Genomic DNA, 1,655 nt, shown 5'->3' on the forward strand with positions numbered 1-1,655 from the left:
GGGGGGTGCCCCTATCTGTTTCGTCAACCCTGGCGTGGGTGGTCCGTAAGGGTTCGTGCTGGTTTTCGGGAGCGTCCCGCGAAGCGGGACGCTCCCGCTGGTCTGGGTGCGGTGCGGGCAGCCCGGTGGCCGGTGCGGCGGTCCGGAAGAGGCAGGGGTGAGTGTGGGTGTCAGGCGGCGAGGTCGAGGGCGCGGGGTTCGTAGAGGGCGCCGTTGCGGATCATCGCGTGGATGACGTTCACGCGCTGGCGGGCGAGGCGGAGGATCGCCTGGGTGTGGGTCTTGCCGCGTGCGCGTTGCCGGTCGTAGTAGATCCGGGAGGACGGGTCGGCTTTGCAGCCGATCGCGGCGAACGCGGCCTGGAACAGGGCGCGTTTGAGGAGCCGGTTGCCGCGGTGGGGCGCGTGCTCGCCGCGGATGGAGGTGCCCGAGGACTTCGTGGCGGGCGCGAGTCCGGCGTAGGAGGCGAGGTGCCCGGCGGTGGGGAAGCCAGCGCCGTCACCGATCGCGACGATCACGGCGGCCGTGGTCCTGACGCCCAGGCCGGGCAGCGACGTCAGGAGGTGGAAAAGAGGGAGGGCCTCCAGGAGGGCGGCGATCTCCTGCTCGGCCTGGCGGCGCTGGGTGTGGGCGGCGGCGAGCTGGGCGGCCAGTCCGGGCACGATCACGGCGCTGGCCTCGGTGCCCGGAACGATAAGCGTCTGCTCGGCGAGCGCGTCGAAGATCTCGGCGCTCAGGTGGTGGGCCTTGCGCGAGCCGTGCGCCTTGAGCAGGGCCTCGCAGCGGACACGGCCCAGCTTCTTCAGTCTCGCCGGGGAGCCGTGCCGTTGAAGGAGGGCCTGGACATAGGGGTAGGCCAGGCGCGGGCCGAGCACGCGCTCGAGCGAGGGGTGGATCTGGGAGAGCAGGCCGCGCAGTCGGTTGGTGGCGCGGTTGACCTCGCCGGCCAGGTCGTTGTCGTAACCGGTGAGCATGGTCAGCTCGGCCAGTACCTCGTCGTCGCGGTCCACCGCGCGCAGGGTGTGCGGCATGGTGCGGGCGGTCTCGGCGATCACGAACGCGTCGCGGGCGTCGGTCTTCGCCTCGCCCGGGTGCAGGTCGGCGGCCCGCCGCATCGACAGCCCGGGCAGGTAGGCCACCCGGCAGCCAGCCGCGCGGGCCACTGTCAGCGGCAGCGCGCCGATGTTGGCGACCTGGTCCACGATCACCAGAACGGTGCCGAACTTCGCCACCAGCCTGGTGAACAGCTCCAGCAGTTTCGGCTCGGTGTTGGGCAGCCGTTTGTCGTGCACGGTTTTGCCGTCCTCGGTCCGGCCGTGGGCGTGGTGGAACTCCTTGCCCAGGTCCAGGCCGAGGAAGAGATTTATCGCGGTCGTGTCGACCATGTGCGCGTGCCCCTCGCCACTCGTCTCCTCAACTCCCGGCCGTCCCTGCGGCACCACACGCCGGCAACCACGTTACGCAGACATGCCGCCCGTGAAGCGGCCCGGCATTGCGCCGGACCAGGCAGTCGTCAGGCCCCTCATCAGCGGTCAAGCGGTGCCCCGAAGCCCGGCGGCAACACCCCCCAGGTCATCCGTACGACAGGGGGCACACAGCCATACCGGACCCGGGGGCCAGGCGCCCCATTGCGGGGCCACGGAAAAGGTAACGGG

Annotated in this window: 1 protein-coding gene; it reads right to left on the reverse strand. The window is 71.1% G+C overall.

Annotation, left to right across the window (positions count from 1 at the left end):
- Window positions 1-170 precede the first annotated feature (170 nt).
- The gene (locus ACFYR3_RS45735) at window positions 171-1,385 is read right to left on the reverse strand and encodes an IS110 family transposase (RefSeq protein WP_389288358.1); all 1,215 of its coding nucleotides are present in this window, start codon (window positions 1,383-1,385) and stop codon (window positions 171-173) included.
- Between the last annotated feature and the right edge of the window lie 270 nt (window positions 1,386-1,655).

This window comes from Streptomyces sp. NPDC005784 (genome assembly GCF_042871525.1).
In the GTDB taxonomy this organism is placed as follows: Bacteria; Actinomycetota; Actinomycetes; order Streptomycetales; family Streptomycetaceae; genus Streptomyces.